Annotated in this window: 13 protein-coding genes; 10 read left to right on the top strand and 3 right to left on the bottom strand. The window is 64.4% G+C overall.

The annotated features are described in order from the left end of the window. Window positions 1-17: 17 nt before the first annotated feature. Genes FYB76_RS05310 through FYB76_RS05300 form a run of 3 tightly spaced genes read right to left on the bottom strand, consistent with a single transcriptional unit; the run spans window position 18 to window position 3758 of the window. A complete protein-coding gene (locus tag FYB76_RS05310) occupies window positions 18-1754 on the bottom strand; it encodes a tannase/feruloyl esterase family alpha/beta hydrolase (RefSeq protein WP_229296885.1) in 1737 nt (578 codons plus the stop codon). Window positions 1755-1813: 59 nt separating this feature from the next. Further along, window positions 1814-2884, bottom strand: a complete 1071-nt coding sequence (locus FYB76_RS05305; protein ID WP_154132910.1) for a maleylacetate reductase — start codon at window positions 2882-2884, stop codon at window positions 1814-1816. A gap of 7 nt (window positions 2885-2891) precedes the next feature. Next, on the bottom strand, window positions 2892-3758 hold the full coding sequence (locus FYB76_RS05300; protein WP_154132909.1) for an intradiol ring-cleavage dioxygenase: 867 nt from the start codon (window positions 3756-3758) through the stop codon (window positions 2892-2894). Between the two features lie 138 nt (window positions 3759-3896). On the opposite strand from FYB76_RS05300, the gene FYB76_RS05295 reads away from it, so the two are divergent. From FYB76_RS05295 to FYB76_RS05250, 10 genes are all read left to right on the top strand, one after another. Next, entirely contained in the window at window positions 3897-4814 is a 918-nt protein-coding gene (locus FYB76_RS05295) for a LysR family transcriptional regulator (protein ID WP_088755604.1), read from the top strand. A gap of 114 nt (window positions 4815-4928) precedes the next feature. Next, window positions 4929-5504, top strand: coding sequence for a chalcone isomerase family protein (locus tag FYB76_RS05290; protein ID WP_088755605.1), 576 nt, complete (start codon window positions 4929-4931; stop codon window positions 5502-5504). Then, entirely contained in the window at window positions 5501-6754 is a 1254-nt protein-coding gene (locus FYB76_RS05285; protein WP_154132908.1) for an MFS transporter, read from the top strand. Before FYB76_RS05290 ends, FYB76_RS05285 begins: the two co-directional genes overlap by 4 nt. Window positions 6755-6775: 21 nt before the next feature. Further along, a complete protein-coding gene (locus FYB76_RS05280; protein ID WP_154132907.1) occupies window positions 6776-8350 on the top strand; it encodes a cryptochrome/photolyase family protein in 1575 nt (524 codons plus the stop codon). Window positions 8351-8572: 222 nt separating this feature from the next. Further along, complete coding sequence (locus tag FYB76_RS05275) at window positions 8573-9214, top strand: response regulator (RefSeq protein ID WP_154132906.1); 642 nt, start codon at window positions 8573-8575, stop codon at window positions 9212-9214. 29 nt (window positions 9215-9243) lie between these two features. Next, window positions 9244-10911 (top strand): ATP-binding protein, encoded by a 1668-nt coding sequence (locus tag FYB76_RS05270; protein ID WP_195724573.1) that lies wholly within the window; start codon window positions 9244-9246, stop codon window positions 10909-10911. A gap of 28 nt (window positions 10912-10939) precedes the next feature. Further along, window positions 10940-11314 carry an Hpt domain-containing protein gene (locus FYB76_RS05265; RefSeq protein ID WP_088755609.1) on the top strand — a complete coding sequence of 125 codons (375 nt, stop codon included), beginning with the start codon at window positions 10940-10942 and terminating at the stop codon, window positions 11312-11314. Between the two features lie 35 nt (window positions 11315-11349). Next, window positions 11350-13638, top strand: coding sequence for an ATP-binding protein (locus tag FYB76_RS05260; RefSeq protein ID WP_154132905.1), 2289 nt, complete (start codon window positions 11350-11352; stop codon window positions 13636-13638). Between the two features lie 153 nt (window positions 13639-13791). Further along, complete coding sequence (locus FYB76_RS05255; RefSeq protein ID WP_154132904.1) at window positions 13792-15537, top strand: methyl-accepting chemotaxis protein; 1746 nt, start codon at window positions 13792-13794, stop codon at window positions 15535-15537. Between the two features lie 15 nt (window positions 15538-15552). After that, window positions 15553-16515: a chemotaxis protein gene (locus tag FYB76_RS05250; RefSeq protein ID WP_154132903.1), complete on the top strand. Its 963-nt coding sequence runs from the start codon at window positions 15553-15555 to the stop codon at window positions 16513-16515. Window positions 16516-16522 lie beyond the last annotated feature (7 nt).

Genomic DNA, 16522 nt, shown 5'->3' with positions numbered 1-16522 from the left:
GTCAGGCCTCGTCTTGATCACCGCACCACACAAACGAAACTCCCCGCCTCATTGACCGACCCGCTCCCGCGATACTGCGGCCAAGCCGGATACCGGCACAACGGCCGGCTGCGGCCCGGTACCACGGTGGTATCCACCACGATCTGATCCACCGGTGCCTTCCCCTGCTCCACCCATTGCTCCAGCGCCGTCAGGGAATCCCAGGACGCATTGAAAGCCGTACCGAACACATGCCCATAGCCGGGGATTTCGTAGTAGCGCACGAAGCCTTCAAGCTGCTCTTGTCCCATCGCTTTCTGCAAGCGCCCCAGATACTGCCGCGTAGCCTGCGTGCTGACCAGCGCATCGGCCGTACCATGCGCGATCAGGATCTTGCCGCCCTTGTTGCGGAAGGCCGAGAGATCCGTCTGGTTCACATCCTGCAAGCCGTTCAATGCCACCACCCGCGCCTGGTATTGACCGGGCCGCAGCGGATCCAGCGCCAGCGGATTGAAGTTCACATCGCGCGTAACGAAGTAGCGCACCCACTGGTCCCAGAAGGTGCTGTGATACGGCGGACTGCCCTTGGTGCTCACGCCCGGCATCGGATTGGCGGGCTGCTCGGTGCCCAGTCCCAATGTCTGGATGATGGCCTGGAAAGGGCTGCCCGTACCCGTGCCCCAATCCGTGCCCCAGGTGTTGAAACCCGGATAGCGCGTCTCGCCGCTGGCCAGTGGATAAGGCAACTCCAGCGGCGTGCTGAAGACCTTGAAGGTGGCAATCTGCGCGTCCGACAAGCAGCCGTCACCGCCTTCTGCTCCGCCCTCGCAACGCAAGGGCTTGCCGTTCACCGACGCCGTGGCCGGATCGAAACGCGCGTTGCAGGCATCGACGTTGCTGATAACGCCATCGGCCACGCCGTCGAGGCGGTCGCACGCCGCCATGGCGGCATCGAACAGGAGCTTGCGCTTGGCCGCATCGGGATAGGCTCCCGGCTGCGCCATGGCCTGCGTCATGCGGCCGAACTGCAGGTTCAGCGCGACGGCATTCCAGGCCGGATACAGGGCAATCACGCCATCCACATCAGAGGGCCACCGGCTGGCCATGGCCAGGGCTTCGCGTCCGCCCGTGGAGCCGCCGGCGAAATACACGCGCGCCGGGCGCTTCCCATAATGCGCGGTGACAATCGCCAGCCCCGCATCGCGCGTCTTCTTCAAGGCATCGCCCGCGAAATTGCGCAAGGCTTCGTCATTGCTGCCAAACGAACCATCGCGCGACGTGGTGGCATTGGCCTGGTGGCCGGAATCGCTGGCGAAGGTGGCATAGCCGCGCCCCAGAGGACCGGGCTGCGTGGCCGCACCGGCAGGGACGTTGGCGGCGACATCCGGAATGGTGCCGTCATAGCCGCCACCACCGAACATCAACGCCTTGCCATTCCATTGCGCCGGCAGGTCCACCTGGAAACGGATCGCCGGTGCAGCGGGATCGACCGGGCTGATCTCGCCGTTCACCTTGCAGTAAGCACCGATGGCCTTGGCCCCCTCGCCGCTGGCGGCCACCGTGTCGGTCGCAGTCACGCGCGCGCCGCCTGTGGGCAAGCCGATGGCCGCAGCCGGGAGCGTCATCTCGCGCAACTGGCTGCAGCTTTGTGGCGTGCCCGCCGGCTGGTCATTGGCAGGCTTATCGGGTGCGCTGCTGCAAGCGGCCAGCAATGCGATGAGGAAAGGACTCAACAAGGCCGGATGCAGCATCGGCCTGCGGGTGGTTCGTGGCATGGCGGTCTCCTGATGGTTTGAACGTCGTCTACGTAACGCTTGCACCGCCACACTATACGTCACCCGGGCGCACGCCCCTGCCAGGCGTTCTCCAGCAAGGCCCGCAGCGCCGTCCGCTCCAGCGGGCGCGGATTGGCATAGGCATTCTGCAGGGCGATGTCGGTGCAGCGATCCAGCTCGTCATAAGGCATGCCCAGCTCGCGCAAGGACAGCGGGGCCTGCAGCCCGGCAGCCAATGCATGCACGCCCTGCGCGGCATCGTCGGCCCCTAAAGCCCGCGCGATGCGCTGCATGGCGTCAGGTGCAGCTGGCGCGTTGTAGGCCAGCGCGTGCGGCAGGATCACGGTATGTGTTTCGGCATGCGGCAGGTTGTAGCTGCCGCCCAGGGTGTGGCACAGCTTGTGATGCAGCGACATGCCGACATTGCCCAGCACCGTGCCGCACAGCCAGGCGCCATACAGGCATTGGCTGCGGGCAGCGATGTCCTCGCTGCGCACGACCAGCAGCGGCAACCCCGCGGCCAACGCACGCAATCCCTCTTCTGCCAGCAGCGACATGATGGGATTGGCGTCCGGTGCATAGAGGCCTTCGGCCGCATGGGCCATGGCATTGATGCCGCTGGTCACCGACAGCTTCAACGGCAAGCCCACGCTCAGCTCGGGATCGTAGATCACCGTGCGCGGCAGCACGCGGGCTGCGCGTCCGGTCTTCTTGAGGCCGGCTTCGGTGATGCCGTAGATGGGCGTCATCTCGCTGCCGGCATAGGTGGTCGGGATGGCCAGGATGGGCAGCTCGGACTCCAGCGCGATGGCCTTGCCCAATCCCATGGTGGAGCCGCCACCGATGGCGATGGCGCAATCCGCACCGAGTTCGCGTGCAACTTCGCGGGCATGGCGCGCGGTCTCGATGGGCACGTGCATGACAGCCTGGTCAAACACGCCGGCACAACGATCCCCGATCAGGGCCGCAACGCGCTCGGCCTCGGCGCGCTGGCCGGGTGTGCATAGCACGAGGGCGCGGCGCGCGCCCAGCAGCTCGGTTTCGCGCACGAGGTGCTGCAAGCTGCCGGCCCCGAAGATCACACGGGCGGCAGCGCTGGTATAGGTGAAGCGATGCGTGGGCAAGGTCATGGCAGGGTCAGGTGCGCTGGGGATTGAGGATGAAATCATAGTCCAATGTGTAGAACGGCTGGTCGCACAGGCTGCCATCGGGCGCCGGTCCGGCCTCGTGGCGCGGCCAGTCGGCAATGAGCGTGGAGCGTACGCCGAAGACGGCATCGGACTCCAGGTATTCGTCGCCCCGGCGGAAGACATGGGTGATCAGCGTTTCATGGCCCTCGGCCTGGATGCGGAAATGCAGGTGCGCCGGCCGCCACGGATGACGGCCCAGGATCTCCAGCATCTTGCCCACCGGCCCGTCATGCGGGATCGGATAGGAATTGGCAAGGATGCTGCGGAAGTGGTAACGCCCCTGCGCATCGGTGTGCAGCGTGCCGCGCGCCTGCAGCTGGTCCAGGTCAGGATACTGGACGTCGTAGAACCCATCCTCATCGGCTTGCCACACTTCCATTTTGGCATGGGCGATGGGCTGGCCATCCAGCCCGCGCACGGTGCCGCTGACGAAGCACGGCTGACCCTTGGCGCCGTTGGAAATATCCGCGCCCAGGGGATAGACCGGCGAGTTCTCCACATGAAAGGGACCGAACACGGTGGCTTCGGTGCAGCCGGCCGGCTTGTGGTTCTGCTGCGCCATCACCAGGGTCGACAGACCCAGGGTGTCGGAGAGGAGGATGAATTCCTGGCGCTTGTCCGAGCAGAGCTGGCCGGTCTCGGTCAGGAAGCGGATCCCCTCGAACCACTCCTCCTCGGTCAGTTTCACCTCGCGGGCGAAGGCGTGCAGGTGCTGCACCAGGCTGGTCATGATCTGGCGCAGTCGTTCGTCGGGCATGCCGGCATGGCGCGCCAGCACGGCTTGGGTGATGGTGTCTTCATTGAGATTGAGCATGGTCTCCTCGTCGCTGTTGTGATTGGACTGATTTTTCCGCTGAGCGGTAATATAGGTCTTATCTTTTCGCAGATATATGACGAAAGTGGAAAACTGTTTTCCACTTCAGACCGTCCACCTCGCCAGGAAGCCCGCCCCATGGACCGCTGGAATCAATTCGAACTCTTCGTGCAGGTCGCCGAGCTGGGCAGCCTCTCGCGCGCGGCCGAGGTGCTGGGCATGTCCAACGCCGCCGCCAGCCGCAGCCTGGCCGCGCTGGAAGAACGCCTGGGCGCGCGCCTGGTGGAACGCAGTACGCGCCGCCTGGGGCTGAGCCAGACCGGCGAGGCCTTCTATCGCCAGTGCAAGGCGGCCTTGACGCAGATGAAGGAGGCCGAAGCCCTGGTCAATGCCAACAGCGTCGCCCCCGGCGGGCTGCTCCGGGTGACGTCCTCGCTGTCTTTCTGCATGAAGCACATCAGCCCGCTGCTGCCGCGCTTTCATCGCCTCTATCCGGACATCACGCTGGACGTGGTCTCGGCCAATCGCTACGTCGACCTGCTCGACAGCGGCATCGACGTGGCCATCCGTACCCGCGAGTTCGAGCCCGATTCCAACATCGCCGTACGCCGGCTGGCCGCCACCCGCCGCATCCTGGCGGCCTCGCCCGGCTACCTGGCCGCGCGCGGCGTGCCGCGTTCGCTGGAAGAACTGGCCACCCATGACCTGCTGGTCTACAGCCATTCCAACAATCCCAACCAGTTGCGCTTCACCCATCGCGATGGCCGCGAGCAACAGCTCGACATCGCCGCCCTGATGCAATCCAACGATGGCCAGATCATCCGCGCCGCTGCGCTGGAGGGCCTGGGCATCCTGATCCAGCCCAACTACATCATCTATGACGACGTGGTGGCAGGCCGCCTGGTACCGGTGCTGGATGAATGGGACTTGCCGCGCCTGACCATCAACATCGCCTACCAGGGCCGCAAGCACCTGCCCGCCAAGGTGCGGGTCTTCGTCGATTTCCTGGTACAGCATTTTGCGGAGATGGACTACGAGCGCAAATGGACGCGCTGAGAAGCGCCGGCGATGCAGTTCCGCCCATGCATACCAACCAGTAAATATAAAATACCAATTGGTAGCTTTTATCTTATACTGGTAGTCATCTTGTTGCCCATGAGGAGACATCCGATGTCCAACGCCACCGTCCGTGCCCTTGACTGCCAGCCGCTGCGCCTGGCGTGCTGCGCCTTCCTGCTGGCCCTGTTCGCGCTCTGGCCGGGCCGCGCCGCACAGGCCGCCCAGCCTTGGCGCGAGGCCCTGCCGGCGCAGTTGCAGACGGTGGGCAGCGGCACCATGACCTGGCTGGGTTTCCGCATTTACCAGGCCACCCTGTGGGCGCCGCAGAAACCGTTGGATGAAAGCCAGCCGTTTGCCTTGCAGCTGGACTACAAGGTCAAGATCAGCCGCGACAAGCTGGCCTCCACCTCCATCGAAGAGATCCAGCGCATGAGCCCGGCCCCCATCGCCGGCACCACCCTGGCGCGCTGGAAGAGCGAATTGAACCGCGCCTTCGTCGACGTGGCCGATGGTGACGAGCTGGTCGGCGTCTACCTGCCACAGCGCGGCATGCGCCTGTATGACCGCGACAAGATGCTGGCCGAGATTGCCGATCCGGAACTGGCTCGCTCCTTCTTCAACATCTGGCTGGGCCAGCCCAGCCGCGATGAAAACCTGCGCCGACGCCTGCTCGGGGAGGCGCCTTGAGCGCAGTGCCGCAAGCCTCGCCTGCGCCCGCCTCCGGCTGGAGCAACGCCGCCTATGGCATGCTGGGCGCGCCCCTGGCCATGGCGGCGCTGCCGCTGTTCGTGCAGATCCCGGCGTATTACGCCAGCCATGTGGGCCTGGCCCTGGCGCCGCTGGGCTGGGTGCTGTTCGCCGCGCGCCTCTTGGACATGCTGCAGGATCCCCTGTTTGGTCACTTGCTGGATCGCTCGGCGCAACGGCAGAAGCGCTGGATGGCGGCCGCAGGCGTGGTGCTTGCAGCAGCCTTCATTTGCCTCTGGAAACCGCCGTCCTCGCCGCAGGCCGCCATGGTATGGCTGGTGGCGATGCTGGTGCTGGCCTATGGCGCGCACAGCATGCTGAGCATTGCCTACCTCTCGTGGGGTTCGCGCCTGCCGGAGCAAGGCCTGCGCGCCGTCCCCTGGCGTGAAGGCGCGGGCCTGGCCGGGGTGATCCTGGCCAGCGTGGTGCCGGTCGGCATCCTGGCCGCCGATCCGGCATTGATCGACCAGCGCATCACCTGGTACTGCCTGTTCTTTGGCGCGGTGCTGGCTTTGTCGTTGCTGTTGCTGCTGCGCCAGCCGGCCCCGCCAATGATGGCGCAGGGCGAGCGCTGGGGCGCTTCGCTGCGCGCACTGTGGGCCAACCGGGCGTTTCGTTCGCTGCTGCCCCCCTATCTGCTCAATGCGCTGTCGGCCGCCATTCCGGCCACGCTGGCGCTGTTCTTCATCGAGGATCAACTCCAGGAACGCGCGCTGGCCGGCGGCTTCCTGGCGGCTTACTTCGGCGCGGCCGCGCTGGGGCTGCCGCTGTGGAGCGCCCTGGCGCGCCGCGTCGGCACCATCGCCTGCTGGCGCCAGGCCATGATGCTCTCCATTGCCGGCTTCGTCGGGGCGGTCCTGCTGGGGCCGGGGGACCGCTGGGCTTTCCTGCTCGTCTGCCTGGCCACCGGCGCCGCGCTGGGTGCCGACCTGCTGCTGCCCCCCGTCCTGCTGGCACGCGTGGTCACGCAGCGCGCTTCGGTGGGGGCGGCCTTCGGCATCCTGACCATGCTGGGCAAGCTGGCGCTGGCACTGGCGGGCATTGCCCTGCCCTTGCTGTCGGCGCTGGATTACCAGCCCGGGCAAGGGCCCAGCAGCAGCCTGCCGCTGGTCTACGCGGCCCTGCCCTGTGTGCTGAAACTGGCGGCCTTCGTGGCACTGGGGCGCTATGGGCGCCAGCACGCTGCCTGAGCAATTTTCCGTTCGCAGATCATGAAGAAAAAGACCGACGCGCAAGCCACTCCCGCTTCCACCCTGCGCCTGATCCTGGGCGACCAGTTGAACGCACAGCATTCCTGGTTCGACCAGCCCGATCCCGGGGTGGTCTACGTGCTCATGGAAGTGCGTTCCGAAACTGATTACGTGCTGCACCATGCGCAGAAGATCCTGGCCATCTTCGCGGCCATGCGTGCCTTCGGCGAGCACTTGCGCGAGTCGGGCCACCGGGTACGCTACATCCGGCTGGACGACCCCAGCAACCGGCAGTCGCTGGTAGACAATCTCGATGCCCTGGCCGCGCACTACCAGGCTGGCTGCATCCAATGGCAGTCGCCCGATGAATGGCGCGTCGACCAGGCCCTGCGGCAGTGGGGCGAGGCCTGGGCGCACGCCCACCAGGGCGCGACCGCCGTGGTCGACAGTGAACACTTCCTCACCGCCCGCAACGAACTGCCGCGCCTCTTCGAAGGCCGCAAGCAGTGGCTGATGGAACATTTCTACCGGCAGATGCGGCGCCGCTTCGAGCTGCTGCTCGATGCCGATGGCAAGCCTGAAGGCGGCCAATGGAATTTCGACCATGACAATCGCAAACGCTGGCCCGGGAATCCCCCCGAGCCCCGGGATTGGCGACAGCCCCACGACCATGGCGCCCTGTGGGAGATGCTGCAGGCACAAGGCGTACGCAGCTTCGGCGACCCCCAGGCCACGCAGCTGCGCTGGCCGCTGGACCGCAGCGAAGCCCTGCAGCATCTCGATCATTTCATCACGACTGTCCTGCCGCATTTCGGCGACTATGAAGACGCCATGAGCAGCAAGGCCCAGCGCCTGTTTCACTCGCTGCTGTCTTTCGCGCTCAATGTGAAGATGCTGCATCCGCTGGAAGTGGTGCGCCGCGCGGAGGAGGCCTATCGGGAAGGCCGCGCGCCGCTGGCGGCGGTGGAAGGTTTCATTCGCCAGATCATCGGATGGCGTGAATATGTGCGCGGCATCTACTGGTCGCAGATGCCCGGCTACGAGGAACGCAACGCCCTGGCGCACCGCCTGCCGCTGCCGGCCTGGTTCTGGACTGGCCAGACCCGCATGAACTGCCTGCGCCACGCCATCGGCCAGTCACTGGAGACGGCGCATGCACATCACATCCAGCGCCTCATGGTGATCGGCAATTTCGCGCTCCTGGCCGGACTCGATCCCAAGGAACTGCATCACTGGTACCTGGGCATCTACATCGATGCCTTCGAGTGGGTGGAACTGCCCAATACCCTGGGCATGAGCCAATGGGCCGATGGCGGCATCATCGCCACCAAACCCTACGTCAGCAGCGCCGCCTATATCGGCCGCATGAGCGACTATTGCCAGGGTTGCGCCTACGATCCCAAGCAAAAGACCAGCAGCGATGCCTGCCCCTTCAACGCCCTGTACTGGGACTTCTTCCTGCGCCACCAGTCCACCTTCGGCAACAACCCGCGCATGGGCATGGCCTATCAGCAGATCAGGAAAATGCAGGCGGGGGATGTCCAGGCCCTGCAACAACGCGCCGCCGACCTGCGCAGCCAGCTGGATACCCTGTGACGCTCCCGGGCGCCGCTCCCATGGCGCGATAAAGCTGCCGGATCCGGTAAAAGCAGGCAAAATACACAAAATCTGACGAAGTCACGAAATTCTCTGCATAATGGGCCGCGAAAGTCTTGCCTGAAGGCAGCACTGTTGCTTTTCGTCGAAAACCGATTATACCGAATTCAAATTCTAAATAATGAATTTGATTTATTTGGGTAAAATACCGATAATGAATTTATGAAAACCGCAAAGACAACCAGCTCCGAGGTGTGCACCACGCAGGAAGCGGCGCACATCCTGGGTATCTCGGTGTCCTCCGTCCAGCAACTGGTGGAGGCCGGCATCATCGAGGCCTGGAAGACCAAGGGTGGACATCGCCGCATTCCGCTGGCGGCCGTGCATGCCTACAAGTCCACGCCCGGCTCGTCGTCGGCGGGCGAGGCCGCAGAACATGGCCGCAGCAGTGCGGCGCCACGCCCTGGCAACGGCCGCACGGCAGTCCTGGTGATCGAAGACAACCGGCTGCAGCGCGAGCTTTATGCCGGTGCAATGGGTTCCTGGGGCTTGCCGCTGGACCTGGTGTATTGCGACAACGGTTACAAGGCGCTGCTGGAGATCGCGCGCAGCAAACCCGATGTGGTGCTGGCCGATATCGTGATGGAAGGCATGGATGGCTACGAAGTGGTCAAGACCATCCTCCACGATCCGGAGCTGCAGGATGTGAGCATTGCCATCGTCAGCAGCCTGGACGAGGAAGAGATGACCATGCGCGGTGGTATCCCGGCCGGGGTGGTGTTTTTCCCCAAACCGGTCAATTTTGATGAATTGCGCGGTTACATGCGGGCCTGCTGTGCCCGCAGGGAGCGCGAGACCCGCTAAGGGCCCACACAGGAAAGGCCAGCAGTGCCATGGATGACCGGAAACACCCCCCTCTCTCCCTCCGGTTCGTGCGCATCGACCTGCGCCTGGCCCTGGGCCTGTTTTCGCTGTTGCTGATCTGCGGCCTGTGGCTGGGCGCGTTCAAGGAACTCAACGCCAGCCGCGAGAACCACCTGCAGGATGCCCGCCGCGATGCCCAGTCGCTGTCGCGGCTGTTCCTCGAACACGCCTACCGCACTGTCGAGGCTGCCGACCAGGCCGCACTCTACCTGCGCTATCGCTATGCCGAGCGCGGCCAGTCACTGGACCTGGCCACCGAAATCTCCAACGGCCTGGTGGCGCGCAATGTCTACAACCTCTTCACCATCGTCGACGCCAAGGGTGACGTGGTGCTCTCCAGCAAACCCTTTACCCCGATGAACCTGGCCGACCGCGAACACGTGCAGGTGCACATGCAAGGCGGCGAGGACAAGCTCTTCATCAGCAAGCCGGTGCTGGGGCGCGTGTCCAAGAAATGGTCGCTGCAGCTCACGCGCCGCATCAACCGTCCTGACGGCAGCTTTGGCGGCGTGATCGTGGTGTCCATCGATCCGCAGTATTTCACCAGCCTGTACCACCAGATCGATGTGGGCCACCACGGCGTGATCACCTTGCTCGGTGGCGACGGCGTGGCCCGCGTACGGCGCACCGGCGACATGGACTCCATGGGCGAGCAAGTCAACGGCAGCAAAGTCCTCGCAGCCATGCTGGCACAAGGCAATGGCGTGATCGAGGCAGCCAGCCGCATCGATGGCCGCGAGCGCATCTACGCCTTCCACAAGCTGCGCGACTATCCGCTCTACGCCTCGGTGGGCATCGACATCGAAGAGCGCCTGGGCCCCTACTACCGCGAACGCAACCGGACGCTGACGCTGGCCTCGCTGATCACCCTGGCCGTGCTGCTCTTCAATGCCGCACTGATCTGGATGGCCGGCTCGCTGGTCAAGAGCCGCCAGGAAGCCATGCAGGCCAGCCAGGCCAAGTCGCGCTTCCTGTCCAACATGTCGCACGAATTCCGAACTCCGCTCAACGGCGTGCTGGGCTATTCGGATGCGCTGCGCGAAGAGCTGGGCGAGTCGCCCCTGGCGCAATACGCCACCGCCATCCATGACAGCGGCAACCGCCTCTTGGGACTGGTCGAGTCCATCCTCGAAGTGACCGCCCTGGAAGACCGCCGCGTGGCCGTGCACAGCGAACCCGAGAACATCCGCGAACTGGTCAGCCAGGCCATCGCCCGCCATTACCAGGGCGCCCAAGCCAAGGGCCTGCAGCTGGAATGCCGCATCAGCGACGATGTTCCGCAGATCATCGTATGCGACCAGCGCAAGGTACTGCGCGTGCTGGAAAACCTGATCGGCAACGCCGTGCGCTACACCGACACCGGGCGCGTACTGGTGGAAGTCGACCGCAGCAGCGACCAGCTGGCCATCCGCATCAAGGACACCGGCATCGGCATTGCCGCCGGACAAGTCGATACCATCTTCGAGAAGTTCACCCAGGCTGATGACAGCGAACAGCGCGCCAGGGACGGCGCGGGCCTGGGACTGACCATTGCGCAGCGCCTCGTGACGCTCATGGGCGGCCAACTCATGTTACAGTCGAAACAACATCAAGGATCGACGTTCAGCTTCACATTGCCGCTGCAAGAGCCGAAGTAATCGGCCGCAAAGAAGAGAGGGGAATACCGTGCAACCGGGCCAGCCACTGACCGACTATCACCATATCGACCCGAGCCAGCTGCTCGATGCCGTGGGCGGGGACGCCGGCACCGTGGCGTCGCTGGCGCGCACTTTCCTGGAGAGCGCGCCGCCCATCTTCGCCCGCCTGCAAGAAGCGGCCCTGGCCGGCAACGCCGAGCGCATCCGGCATGAGAGCCATGCCTTGAAAGGCATGAGTGCCATGTTCCAGGCGCAGCCGCTGACGGCGCTGCTGCAGCAGACCGAACAGGCCGCCCGTCAAGGACAGTCACCGCGTCCGGAGGACCTGGTGCAGCTGCAGGCCAGCTTTGCACCGGTGCTGGATGAGATCGGGCGCTGCGCGCGCTCGCAGCCCCAGTCCTGACCTGCGGGGGCACTTCCTGCCCTGCCTGCCCGTCCATGACACCCTCCACGCCCGCCTCCGGCCCGCTTCCCGCCCCGCCGCGCATCCGCAAGTCCGCCGTTACCCTGGGCGCCTTGCTGCTGGCGCTGCTGGCGGCCACTGTCATCATTTCCGGCAGCCTGCTGTACCGTGCCAGCCTCAACGACTGGCGCAACGACCTCGCCACGCTTTCCACGGTGCTCGCCGAGAGCACCGCCCAGACTATTTCCTCGGCCCGGCTGGTGCTGGACAGCATCCAGTCCGACATCGAAGCCGCCAACGTCAACGACGACACCCAGCTGCGCGAACACGTCAGCACGCCCGAGTATTCCCGCACCATGCGCGAAAAGATCCGCGGCCTGCCCTTCATCTCGGGCATCGGCATCAGCAATGCCCAGGGCCGCATCGTCAGCCTGTCGCGGGTATTCCCGGCGCCGCCGCTGGACCTGACCGACCGCGACTATTTTTTCCATCACAGCCAGAATGCCTCGACCGAGGATTTCCTGAGCGAAACCGTCAATTCGCGCGCGGCCGGCGTGCCGACCTTCTACCTCACCCGCCGCATCAATGACCGCCAGGGCCGCATGCTGGCCATCGTGGTGGTGGCCCTGCCCAACTCGTTCTTTGAAGAGTTCTTCAGTGCCGTGACCAAGGACAAGCCCTTTTCCATCCTGCTGGCGCGGGAAGACGAGAAGCCCCTCATCACCACATCCCTGGTGCACGACACCACGGTGCGGCGCGACATCAAGCCGCTGGCTGACCTGCACCTGCCGCGCCCGGCCGGCACCAGCGCCAAGCAACCCTACTACTTCATGCAGGCGCACTGGCTGGGTATCCACCGGCCGGTGCGCAATGCGCCGATGTACCTGGAGATCGGGGTCACCGACAAGGTCTATTTCACCGAATGGCTGGAGTCGATGTATCCCTTGATGCTGGTGGCCGCCATCAGCCTGGTGGGCCTTATCGGCGGTTTTGGCATGGCCCTGCGCCAGGTCCAGCGACGCGAGCAGGATGCGCAACTGGCCTTGCATCTCAAGGAAGAAGCAGACCAGGCCAACCAGGCCAAGTCGCGCTTCCTGGCGATGGTCAGCCATGAAGTGCGCACGCCCATGAATGGCATCCTGGGCTTGTCCGAACTGCTGATGGAGTCAGGCCTGTCGAGCAAGCAGCAGCACTATGCCGACAGCATCCACAGCGCCACCGGCGGACTGGTGCGCATCATCAACGACATCCTTGATTTTTCCAAGATCGAATCCGGCAAGCTCGATCTGGAGGGCGTGGCCTTCCATCCGGCGCGGCTGGTGCGCGAAGTTGCCGAGCTGTACCGGCCCTCGATCCACAACAAGGAGGTGCAGCTGGATGTGCGCATCGATTGCGACGACGCGCTCTGCCTGGTGGGCGACCCGTCGCGGCTCAAGCAGGTGCTGGGCAACCTGCTGAGCAATGCCATCAAGTTCACCCAGGCCGGCTACGTGCGGCTGAGCATGTCGGCACAGCGGGAAGAATCCACGCCTGCGCGCTGGCGGGTCTTCTTTACCGTGGCCGACAGCGGCATCGGCATTTCCCCGGAAGCCCTGGCCCAGCTGTTCCAGCCCTTCACCCAGGCCGACACCTCGATTTCGCGCCGCTTTGGCGGGACCGGACTGGGCCTGGCCATCAGCAAGAACCTGGTGGAACTGATGGGCGGCAAGATCGCCTGCCAGAGCGTGCCCGGACAATCCACCAAATTCAGTTTCGACATCCTTTGCCCGGAAGGCGTGGCCACCGATCGCCCCGAGGCGCCGCCGCAGGCGGCCATGAAGAATGATGCTTCACCTGCCCCGCAACCCGCCGCCAGCCCTGCCCCCGCTGCACCGGTATCGCCGGCCCAGGTGAACCCGCTCGCCCCACTGACGCCGACCACCACGGCCGCCCCCTCTGCCCTGACCGGCGCCCGCATCCTGGTGGCCGAGGATACCGAGATCAACCGCCAGTTGCTGCGCATCCTGCTGGCGCGGCGCGGCTGCATCCTGCAGGAGGTGGAGAACGGCCAGCTGGCGCTGGAGGCCATCCGCAACGGCAACTATGACCTGGTGCTCATGGATTGCATGATGCCCATCATGGACGGCTACCAGGCCACCAGCGAGATCCGCAGCTTCGAGCAAGCCCATGGCCGCCCGCGCACGCCCATCATCGCCCTGACCGCCAGCGCCATCGAAGGCGACCGCCAGCGCTGCCTCGATGCCGGCATGGACGACTACCTCAGCAAGCCCTTCACCCAGGTCGGCCTGATGAATGCCGTGGAAAAGTGGCTGCAAAAAGCCTGAGATCGATAAACCTGAGTTGAATTCAGGAAAATCCTTACGAAAATAAAACAACTGATTAAATCGTTTTATTTGATTTATTTGTTTAGCCGTCTTATGATGGTTCCTGAGCGCACATGAATATTCCAACACGGCGCATTTATCAGGAGTGTCATCATGAAATGGTTCTACGATCTGAAGATCGCCCACAAACTCAATGCCGGCTTCCTCGTCGTGCTGATGTTCATCGTGGCGCTGGGCGGTTTCTCCATTGCGCAATTGGCGCAGGTCAACCAGAGTTCCACCGACATCGCGCGCAACTGGCTGCCCAGCATCGACACCCTGTCCAAGATCAGCCTGGCACTGGCGCGCTCGCGCAGTTTCGACATGCAGCAAGTGCTGACTGAAGACAAGAAGGAAGAGCAGGCTGCACGTGAGCGTGGCAACAAGCAGATGGCCGTGCTGGAAAAGGAAGTGGCGCATTACGGCAGCCTGATCTCGGAGCCGCGCGAAAAGGAGCTTTACCCGGAAATCCAGCGCAACATCGCCGCCTACAAGGCCGCCCATGACCGCATGGAGAAACTGTTCATCGATGGCCAGAAGCAGGCTGCCTACGCCGTCCTGATGACCGACTCCACCCCCGTCTACCGCAAGCTGCAGGACCAGATCAATGAACTGAGCGAGGTCAACAGCAAAGGCGCGGCCGTCTCGGAACAGCAGGCCAGCACCGTCTACGAACAGGCCCGTATGGCCATCTTTGCCCTGATCGCCACCTGCGTCGTGCTGGCCATGACCCTGTCCTGGTGGATTGCCCGCCTGGTGGCCCGTCCGCTGACCCAGGCCGTCTCGATTGCCCGCCAGGTGGCCGAAGGCGACCTGACCGCCCGCATTCCCGAAAACACGGGCCGCGACGAAACCGCCCAACTGATGGGCGCCTTGAAGCAGATGAACGACAACCTGCTCACCATCGTGCAGGAAGTGCGCATCGGTACCGACACCATCAGCACCGCCTCGGCCGAAATCGCCACCGGCAACATGGACTTGTCTTCCCGTACCGAACAACAGGCCGGTGCCCTGGAAGAAACCGCCTCGGCCATGGAGGAACTGACCTCCACCGTACGCCAGAACTCCGACAATGCCCGCCAGGCCAACCAGTTGGCGGTGACCGCGTCCGAGGTGGCCCAGGCCGGCGGCCAGGTAGTGGGCAAGGTTGTTCACACCATGGATGCCATCAATGAATCTTCGCGCAAAATCGCCGACATCATCGGCGTCATCGACGGGATCGCTTTCCAGACCAACATCCTGGCCCTGAACGCCGCAGTGGAAGCGGCCCGAGCCGGGGAGCAGGGACGCGGTTTCGCGGTGGTCGCCTCGGAAGTGCGTTCGCTGGCCCAGCGCAGTGCCTCCGCAGCGCATGAAATCAAGGCCCTGATCGACGACTCGGTGAGCAAGGTGGATACCGGCACCAAGCTGGTCGGCGAAGCCGGACAGACCATGGACGAGGTGGTGGCCAGCGTCAAGCGCGTCTCCGACATCGTGGCCGAAATCACCGCCGCCGGTGCCGAGCAGAGCCAGGGCATCGAGCAGATCAACAATGCGGTCGTGCACATGGATGAAAACACCCAGCAGAATGCCGCCCTGGTCGAACAGGCTGCCGCTGCCGCCAAGGCCCTGCAGGAACAGGCAGCGCGCCTGAGCCAGACGGTGGGCGTGTTCCGCCTCGATGCCAGCGACGTGCCGGCAACGGTGAGCGCCAAGCCGACCATGATGTCCGCTGCCCCGCGCAACATCACCCCGGCACGCCCGGCAGTGAGCGCAGCGCGCCCCAAGGCCATCGCCCCGTCAGCCCCGGCAGCACGCCCGTCGGCACCGGCCAAGAGCCAGCACGACAGCGCCGACAACGGTGACTGGGAACAATTCTGAAGACCTGAGGACACCATGGACGCCTTCCAAAAAGAAATCGACGAACGGACCAACCTGACCTCCAGCAACAAGTTCGAGCTGCTGCTGTTCCGCCTCGGCAACCCCGAAGGGACCACCGACAAGCCCGGCGAACTGTATGGCATCAACGTCTTCAAGATCCGCGAGATCGTCCCGATGATGGACATCACCGCCGCCGCCGGCATGCGCTCCCCGATGCTGGGCATGGTCAACATCCGCGGCCAGGTGATGTCGGTGGTGGACCTGCCGGCGGTGGCTGGCTGCAAGCCGGGCCACGGCTTGAACATCCTGCTCATCACCGAGTTCGCCCGGCATACCCAAGCCTTCGCGGTCGAGTCGGTGGAAGAAATCGTGCGCCTGGACTGGAGCCAGGTCCTGCCGGCCGACTCCAATGCCTCCGGCAACGTGGTCACCAGCATCGCCCGTCTCGATTCGGCCCAGGACGGTGGCCGGCTAGTGCAGGTGCTGGACGTGGAGCAGATCCTCAACATGGTCTCGCCGGTCAAGGAACAGATGCAGCCGCCCGCGCCGGGCAACAACGAACTCAAGATCAAGCCGGGCTCGGTGGTACTGGCGGCCGACGACTCGCGCATGGCGCGTGCCCTCATCGAGCAATGCCTGAACGATCTCAAGCTGCCCTATGTGATGGCCACCGATGGCTTGCAAGCCTGGAAGAAATTGCAGGAACTGGCCCGCGAAGCGGAACAGGAACACAAGCCCCTCACCGACAAGGTCGCCATGGTGCTGACCGACCTGGAAATGCCGGAGATGGATGGCTTCACCCTGACCCGCAAGATCAAGGCCTCGGACCTCTACAAACAATTGCCGGTGGTGATCCACTCTTCACTCACCGGCGCGGCCAACGAAGACCATGTGCGCTCGGTAGGCGCCAATGGTTACGTCGCCAAGTTTTCACCGCCTGAACTGGCAGCAATGCTGCGCAAGGTGCTGCCCCCCTGACGGCACC

Origin of the sequence: Herbaspirillum sp. CAH-3, from assembly GCF_009668275.1 — a bacterium.
Lineage (GTDB): Bacteria > Pseudomonadota > Gammaproteobacteria > Burkholderiales > Burkholderiaceae_D > Herbaspirillum > Herbaspirillum aquaticum.
This window is presented reverse-complemented; position numbering and strand designations above follow the sequence as displayed.